We start from the raw sequence: 7,385 nt of genomic DNA on the forward strand, positions 1-7,385 counted from the left end.
ACGCATGGCAACCCTCGACATCCGCGGCCTGCACGTCACCGTCGACACCGAGCAGGGCACCAAGGAGATCCTGCGCGGCGTCGACCTGACCGTCCGCGCCGGTGAGACCCACGCGATCATGGGCCCCAACGGCTCGGGCAAGTCGACGCTGGCGTACTCGATCGCCGGTCACCCCAAGTACACGGTCACCGGCGGCACCGTGACCCTCGACGGCGAGGACGTCCTCGCCATGACCGTCGACGAGCGCGCGCGGGCCGGGCTGTTCCTGGCCATGCAGTACCCCGTCGAGGTGCCGGGCGTCTCGGTCGCGAACTTCCTGCGCACCGCCAAGACCGCGATCGACGGCGAGGCACCCAAGCTGCGCACCTGGACCAAGGACGTGCGCGGTGCCATGGAGCAGCTGCGCATGGACCCGACCTTCGCCGAGCGCAACGTCAACGAGGGCTTCAGCGGCGGCGAGAAGAAGCGCCACGAGATCCTCCAGATGGAGCTGCTGAAGCCGAAGGTCGCGGTGCTCGACGAGACCGACTCCGGCCTCGACGTCGACGCGCTGAAGATCGTCAGCGAGGGCGTCAACCGGGTGCGCGAGGGCGGCGAGGTGGGCGTGCTGCTCATCACCCACTACACGCGGATCCTGCGCTACATCAGCCCCGACTTCGTGCACGTCTTCGTCGACGGCCGCATCGCCGAGCAGGGCGGCCCCGAGCTGGCCACCCGGCTCGAGGACGAGGGCTACGACCGGTTCCTGCCGACCGGCGCGACGCCGGCGAGCAAGGCCTGACGTGACCCAGCTCGCCGACCGCACCGAGGCCGCGGAGGTCGGGGCCGCGCAGCCGTTCTCGGACGCCGAGCTGCGGGCGATCCGCGCCGACTTCCCGATCCTCGGGCGGACGGTGCGCGAGGGCCGGCGGCTGGTCTACCTCGACTCGGGCGCCACGTCGCAGAAGCCGACCGTGGTGCTCGACGCCGAGCAGGAGTTCTACGAGCAGCACAACGCGGCCGTGCACCGCGGCGCGCACCAGCTCGCCGAGGAGGCCACCGACGCCTTCGAGGCGGCGCGCGACGCGGTGGCCGGTTTCGTCGGCGTGCGCTCGCCGGAGGTGGTCTTCACCAAGAACGCCACCGAGTCGATCAACCTCGTGGCCTACGCGATGAGCAACGCAGCGACGGCGGGGCCCGAGGCGGCACGCTTCGCGCTCGGCCCGGGCGACGAGGTCGTCGTCACCGAGATCGAGCACCACGCGAACCTCGTGCCGTGGCAGGAGCTGTGCCGCCGCACCGGGGCCACGCTGCGCTGGCTGCCCGCGGGCGACGACTACCGCGTCGACCTGCGCGAGCTCGACGCGGTGGTCACCGAGCGCACGAAGGTGCTGGCCTTCACCCAGGCGTCGAACGTGCTCGGCACCATGCCCCCGGTCGAGCCGCTGGTCGCCCGGGCGCGCGAGGTCGGCGCGCTCACGGTGCTCGACGCCTGCCAGTCGGTGCCGCACGCGCCGGTCGACCTGGCCGCCCTGGGTGTCGACTTCGCGGCGTTCAGCGGCCACAAGATGCTCGGCCCGTCCGGCGTCGGCGTGCTGTGGGGCCGCGAGGAGCTGCTGGCCGCGATGCCGCCGTTCCTCACCGGCGGCTCGATGATCTCGACGGTCACGATGGAGGGCTCGACCTACCTGCCGCCGCCCGCGCGCTTCGAGGCCGGGGTGCCGATGGCCGCGCAGGCGGTCGGGCTGCACGCCGCCGTCCGGTACCTGTCCGACCTCGACATGCACCGCGTCGACGCGCACGAGCGCCGGCTCACCGGGCTGCTGCTCGACGGCCTGGCCGAGCTGCCCTGGGTGCGGGTGATCGGCCCCTCGACGACCGAGGCGCGCGGGGGAGCGGTGTCGTTCGACGTCGAGGGGGCGCACGCGCACGACGTCGGGCAGGTGCTCGACGACCTCGGCGTCGCCGTCCGCGTCGGGCACCACTGCGCCGCCCCGCTGCACCGCCGCTACGGCGTGGTCGCCACCACCCGCGCGACGTTCGGCGTGCACAGCGGCGACGACGACGTCGAGGCGCTGCTCGCCGGGCTGCACCGGGTGCGGGAGGTGCTGGTCTAGTGGACCTCTACCAGGAGCTGGTGCTGGAGCACTCCAAGCGCCCGCACGGCGCCGGGCTGCGCGAGCCGTTCGGCGCCCAGGTGCACCACGTCAACACCTCGTGCGGCGACGAGGTGACCCTGCGGGTGGCCGTCGACCACGACGTGGTGTCCGACGTGTCGTACGAGGCGGTCGGTTGCGCGATCAGCCGGGCGTCGGCGTCGGTGCTGCACGACCTGGTCGCCGGGCAGCCGCTCGCGCAGGTGCGCGCGTCGTCCGACGCGATGCGCGCGATGCTCACCAGCGTCGGCAAGGACCCCGGCGACGAGGACGTGCTCGGCGACGGCATCGCCCTCGCGGGCGTCTCGAAGTACCCGGCGCGCGTCAAGTGCGCGCTGCTGGGATGGATGGCCCTGCAGGACGCGTTGGTCCAGGCAGGAGCACCGATGGCAGCACCGAGCGAGGAGCACGCCCGATGAGCGAGACCACCACCACCCCGCCGAACGTGGCGGACGTCGAGGAGGCGCTGCGCGACGTCGTCGACCCCGAGCTCGGCATCAACGTCGTCGACCTCGGCCTCGTCTACGGCGTGACCGTCGACCCGGCCGCCCACGCCGTCATCGACATGACGCTCACCAGCGCGGCCTGCCCGCTGACCGACGTCATCGAGGACCAGTGCGCGCAGGCGCTCGACGGCCTGACCACCGGTTTCCGCATCAACTGGGTGTGGATGCCGCCGTGGGGCCCCGACAAGATCACCGACGACGGCCGCGAGCAGCTGCGCGCGCTGGGCTTCAACCTCTGAGGCCCTGCTGACTCATCGTCTGCTCGAGGTCGCGGCGTCGCGGCTGGTGCGCTGGGTCGACGGCTTCGTCGAGCGGCACGGCGACACCACCGCCGACGTCGGGGCCGAGGCCGTGCTGCTGCAGGCCGCCGACACCGCGACCGTGCGGCTCGAGGTGCCCTGGCCGCCGTTCAGCCCGCCGCCCACGAGGGACCCGTCGTTCGTGGCCGGCGTGCTGGCCCGGCACGCGCTGCGGCCGCGCACCGTCGGGCTGCTGCTGGTGCGCCGCGGCGGGTTCGCGCTCGGCACCGCCCGCGACGGTGAGCTGCTCGTGCACAAGACCGGCACCCGCTACGTGCAGTCGCGCACCGCGGCCGGTGGCTGGTCGCAGCAGCGCTACGCCCGCCGCCGCGGCAACCAGGCCGACGCGCTGGTCGAGGCGGTGGTCGACGCCGTGGCCCAGCGCCTCGACGCGCGCGAGCTCGACGGACTCGTGCCCGGCGGCGACGGCTCGCTCGTCGACGCGGTGCTCGCCGACCCCAGGCTGCGCGCGCTGGCCGCCCTGCCCCGCGGCCCGCTGCTCGCCGTCGCCGACCCCCGCCTCGACGTGCTCACCGAGGCCGCCACCCGCACCCTCGCCGTCCGGATCCAGCTCACCCAGCCCTGACCCCTTTCCGCGCCTCAGCCCGGTTTGCGCACGTCAGCCCGCCCGGTGGGGTCCTTGGAGCGGGTCGACCCGCGCAAACCGGGCTGACGTGCGCAGAGGCGGGGGACGGGGGTGGCGACGGCGGCGGCGACGGGTGCGGCGGCGCACAGGCCGAACGCCCAGCCGAAGCCACCTGCGCCGACGAGGCCGGCCACCAGCGGCGGCGTCGCGAAGGCCACGAGGTTCTGCGCGGTGTTCTGGACGCCGAGCGCCCGGCCCGACCACGCGCGCCCGGCCAGCTCAGCGGTGGCCGTGTAGCCGAGGCCGTTGTCGGTGACCGACACGATGCTGGCCAGCGCGAGCGGCACCAGCACCAGCGGTGAGCCGGTCGCGGCCACCACCCCGAGCAGCAGCATGATCGCCGCGCAGCCGACGGCGATCTGCCGCATGGGCCGCAGCCGGCTGCCGACGGCGTCGGACCAGCGGCCCGCCGCGATCCGGCCGATGGCGCCGACGGCGTTCACGGCCGCGAGCACCCGCCCTGCCTGCGTCGGGTGCCAGCCCTGCTGCGACACCAGGAACTCCGCACCGAACCCGGCCACCGCGAACTGCGGGACGACGAGCAGCCCGCTGGCCGCGTGCAGCCGCCAGAGCGTCGGGCCGGCGTACGGCGAGCCGGACGCCGCGTCGCCGGGCACGGACGCCGGGCGCGGCGGGTCGGCGACGAGCAGCACCACCAGCCCTGCGGCCACCAGGCAGCCGAGCGCGGGCACCAGCAGCGCGCCGTCGACACCGTGGGCCTGCGCCAGCGGCGGCAGCAGCAGGCCCGCCGCCGCGACCCCGAGCGGCTGCGCGGTCTGCCGCACGCCCATCGCGAGCCCACGCCGCTGCGGCCCGAACCAGCCCATCACCGCGCGCCCGCTCGCGGCGTTGACCGACGCCGCCGCGGCGCCGACGGCGGCCCAGGCGAGCAGGCGGCCGCCGTCGAGGGTGGAGCTCGCGAGCAGCAGCCCGCCGGCCAGGGCGAGGCCGGTCGCCATGACGAGCCGCTCGCCGAAGCGGTCGGCGAGCGCGCCCCAGGCGACGAGCGTGAGCACCAGGCCCAGCGAGGGGGCGGCGGCCAGCGTGCCGGCCTCGACGAGGGTCAGGCCCTCGGTGCGCCGCAGGTACGGCACGAGGAACGGGATGCCGTAGAGGAACACGCAGGTGATCGCCTGGGCGAGGGTGCCGGTGGCCAGCACGGTCCAGCGGTTCGCCATGCGGGCGACGCTACGCGGGGTGTCCGCACTCTGGGACCGCGATCTCGTTGCGTGAGACGCCTCAGTCGTCGACGCCGCGGGCCACCAGCGCCTCGCCGAGCCGGTCGGCGTACCGCACCGTGCGGACGACGAGCGGCACCAGCAGCGCGCGCGGGCTGCGCTCGAGCCCGCGTGCACGCCGGGCGTCGCGGACGTCGTCGAGCAGCCCCGCGACGACCGGCACCGCGCGCACGGTCAGCACGAGCGTCAGGGCGACTCGCTCGGGCCGGATCCCCAGGCGCCGCAACGGTTCGAGCCGTCGTTCGAGCAGCTCGAGCAGCGCGCTGACCTGCGTCGTGAGGGTCACCACGGTCGCCGCGGCGACGCAGACCAGCAGGGTGCCGGCCACCACGACGACCGAGCGCGGCCCGCCCTGCCACCACTGCAGCGGCACCAGCAGCGCCAGGAACCACCGCAGCGGCCACAGCTGACGTCCGACGACCCGCAGCGGCAGCCGCGCCACCAGCACCGCGACGCCCACGACCACGGCTGCCGCGCCGACGGCCGCGGGGTCTCGCAGCAGCACGACCAGCGAGGTGAGCAGCAGCAGGCCGAGCAGCTTCGGGCCCGGGGGGCAGCGGTGCAGCGGGGAGGTGCCGGGCACGTACAGCCCGATCGGCGAGCTCACCCGACCTGCCCCGCCAGCGCCCGGTAGGCGGCGACCGCCTCGGTCGGCGGCCCGTCGTGCACCACGCGCCCGTCGTCCACGACCAGGACCCGCTCGTAGCGCTCGACCAGGTCGAGGTGGTGCGTCACGAGCACCACCTGCTGCGGCAGCGCGTCGAGCAGGTCGGCCACCCGCGCCGCGTTGCGCAGGTCGAGCAGGGTGGTCGGCTCGTCGCAGACCAGCACGTCCGGCTCGGTGACCACCACGGCGGCCAGCGCCAGCAGCTGCTTCTGCCCGCCCGACAGCAGGTGCGCCGGGCGCTCGCCCAGCCCGGCCAGGCCGAACCGCTCGAGCACCGCCTGCACCCGCTCGTCGCGCTCGGAGCGGCTCAACCCCCTGCGGCGCAACGAGAACGCGACGTCCTCGGCGACGGTGGGCATCACGATCTGGGCGTCCGGGTCGGTGAAGACGAACCCGACCCGACGGCGGACGGCGGCCCCGTCGTCGCGCGTGTCGTGCCCGTCGACGACCACGCTGCCCTCGCTCGGCAGCACCAGGCCGTTCAGCAGCCGGGCCAGCGTCGACTTGCCCGAGCCGTTGGCGCCGACCACGGCGATGCGGCGCTCGGCCAGCACGAGGTCGACGTCGCGCAGCACCACCCGGTCGCCGTACCGGTGGGTGACCCCGCGCAGCTCGATCACGGGCCGACCCGCTCGAACACGGCGGCCACGCCCTGCCCGCCACCGACCGCGCAGGTCGCCAGCCCGAGCCGTCCGCCGGGTGCGCGCACCAGCTCGGCGAACAGCCGGACGACGAGCAGCGCACCGCTCGCGCCCCAGGGGTGCCCCAGCGCGATCGCCCCGCCCTGGGGGCACAGCCGCGGGTCGTCGTCGGCCAGGCCCAGCTCGTCGGTGCAGGCGAGCACCTGCGCGGCGAACGCCTCCGTGATCTCGATGGCGTCGAGGTCGGCCAACGTCGCGCCGGCGGCCTCGAGCTCGGCTCGGACGGCGGCGACCGCGCCCAGGCCGGGCAGCCGCAGGTGGACGCCGGACGACGCCACCGAGCGCACCGCGAGCCCGGGCAGCCCGAGCCGCGCCCGGGTCGCCTCGTCGACCACCGCGACCACCGCCGCGCCGTCGCTCACGCCGCACGAGTTGCCCGCCGTCACCGTGCCGGCGCCCCCGAACGCGCCGCGGAACCCCTGCAGGACAGCGGGTGTCAGCCGGCGGCGGGGTCGGTCGTCGCGCACCACGTCGCCGACGGGCACCAGCTCGGCGTCGTACACCCCGGCGTCCTGCGCGGCGACGGCCAGCGCGTGCGAGCGGGCGGCGTACGCGTCCTGCCGCTCGCGGCGCACCCCGCGCACCGCCGCGAGGTCCTCGGCGGCGACGCCCATGTCGGGGTCGCCGAGCTCCTCGGGCGCGAACCTGGCCCGGCCGGTGCCCGACGTGCTCGCGCTCTCGGCCCCGCCGGCCAGCACCAGCTCGGCACCGGTCACCACCCGTGCCGCCGCCAGCGACACCGCCTCGAGCCCGCTGCCGCACTGCCGGTCGACCGTCGTGCCGGGAACCTCGACGCCGAGGACCGCCCGCAGCAGCGCCACCCACGCCGGGTCGCCACCCGGCCCGGTGCACGCGCCCAGCAGCACCTCGTCGCCCGCCTGCCCGACCCCGAGCGCGCTGACGTCGGCCGCCACCGCCGCGAGCACCTGCACCGCGAGCTGCGTCTCGTCGAGCGCCGCGAGCCGGCGCCCGGCCGTCGCCACCGGCGTGCGACGCGCAGCCACCACCACCGGCGTCCGCGGGTCGGTGACGTCGTCGGTCAGGGGTCGGCGCATGGCCCGCCCAGCCTAGGCGGCACCGCCCCCGGGGCCGCAGCCCGCTCGGCCGCCCGGCCTGGCGACTGCTGCCTCCAGGGGAGCGAGAGATCAGGGGCTGCGGCGCAGGCGGGGCAGGGTGGGGGCCAGCGCGGCGAG

The 7,385-nt window shown here is 75.8% G+C and carries 9 protein-coding genes; 5 read left to right on the forward strand and 4 right to left on the reverse strand.

All coding sequences use genetic code 11. The features are described from left to right. Nucleotides 1-4: 4 nt before the first annotated feature. The 5 genes from sufC (at nucleotide 5) to ACYVI6_RS02920 (ending at nucleotide 3,526) form a co-directional block, all read left to right on the forward strand. A complete protein-coding gene (sufC, locus tag ACYVI6_RS02900) occupies nucleotides 5-781 on the forward strand; it encodes a Fe-S cluster assembly ATPase SufC (protein WP_460444924.1) in 777 nt (258 codons plus the stop codon). Nucleotides 782-851: 70 nt separating this feature from the next. Further along, nucleotides 852-2,096, forward strand: coding sequence for a SufS family cysteine desulfurase (locus ACYVI6_RS02905; RefSeq protein ID WP_460444935.1), 1,245 nt, complete (start codon nucleotides 852-854; stop codon nucleotides 2,094-2,096). Beyond that, nucleotides 2,096-2,554 (forward strand): Fe-S cluster assembly sulfur transfer protein SufU, encoded by a 459-nt coding sequence (gene sufU / locus ACYVI6_RS02910; protein WP_460444925.1) that lies wholly within the window; start codon nucleotides 2,096-2,098, stop codon nucleotides 2,552-2,554. Before ACYVI6_RS02905 ends, sufU begins: the two co-directional genes overlap by 1 nt. Beyond that, on the forward strand, nucleotides 2,551-2,880 hold the full coding sequence (locus ACYVI6_RS02915; protein ID WP_460444926.1) for a metal-sulfur cluster assembly factor: 330 nt from the start codon (nucleotides 2,551-2,553) through the stop codon (nucleotides 2,878-2,880). The genes sufU and ACYVI6_RS02915 overlap by 4 nt, the downstream gene beginning before the upstream one ends. Nucleotides 2,881-2,899: 19 nt before the next feature. Next, nucleotides 2,900-3,526, forward strand: coding sequence for an acVLRF1 family peptidyl-tRNA hydrolase (locus tag ACYVI6_RS02920; protein WP_460444936.1), 627 nt, complete (start codon nucleotides 2,900-2,902; stop codon nucleotides 3,524-3,526). Nucleotides 3,527-3,540: 14 nt separating this feature from the next. Here the strand turns inward: ACYVI6_RS02920 and ACYVI6_RS02925 are convergent, their stop codons facing one another. The 4 genes from ACYVI6_RS02925 to ACYVI6_RS02940 all read right to left on the reverse strand — a co-directional run bounded on the left by ACYVI6_RS02925 (nucleotide 3,541) and on the right by ACYVI6_RS02940 (nucleotide 7,247). Then, nucleotides 3,541-4,764, reverse strand: coding sequence for an MFS transporter (locus tag ACYVI6_RS02925; RefSeq protein WP_460444927.1), 1,224 nt, complete (start codon nucleotides 4,762-4,764; stop codon nucleotides 3,541-3,543). 61 nt (nucleotides 4,765-4,825) lie between these two features. Continuing rightward, nucleotides 4,826-5,431 carry an energy-coupling factor transporter transmembrane component T family protein gene (locus ACYVI6_RS02930; RefSeq protein WP_460444928.1) on the reverse strand — a complete coding sequence of 202 codons (606 nt, stop codon included), beginning with the start codon at nucleotides 5,429-5,431 and terminating at the stop codon, nucleotides 4,826-4,828. Further along, complete coding sequence (locus ACYVI6_RS02935) at nucleotides 5,428-6,111, reverse strand: energy-coupling factor ABC transporter ATP-binding protein (protein ID WP_460444929.1); 684 nt, start codon at nucleotides 6,109-6,111, stop codon at nucleotides 5,428-5,430. The genes ACYVI6_RS02930 and ACYVI6_RS02935 overlap by 4 nt, the downstream gene beginning before the upstream one ends. Further along, on the reverse strand, nucleotides 6,108-7,247 hold the full coding sequence (locus ACYVI6_RS02940; protein ID WP_460444930.1) for a thiolase family protein: 1,140 nt from the start codon (nucleotides 7,245-7,247) through the stop codon (nucleotides 6,108-6,110). Before ACYVI6_RS02940 ends, ACYVI6_RS02935 begins: the two co-directional genes overlap by 4 nt. Nucleotides 7,248-7,385 lie beyond the last annotated feature (138 nt).

The sequence above is a fragment of the Angustibacter aerolatus genome (assembly GCF_054776675.1).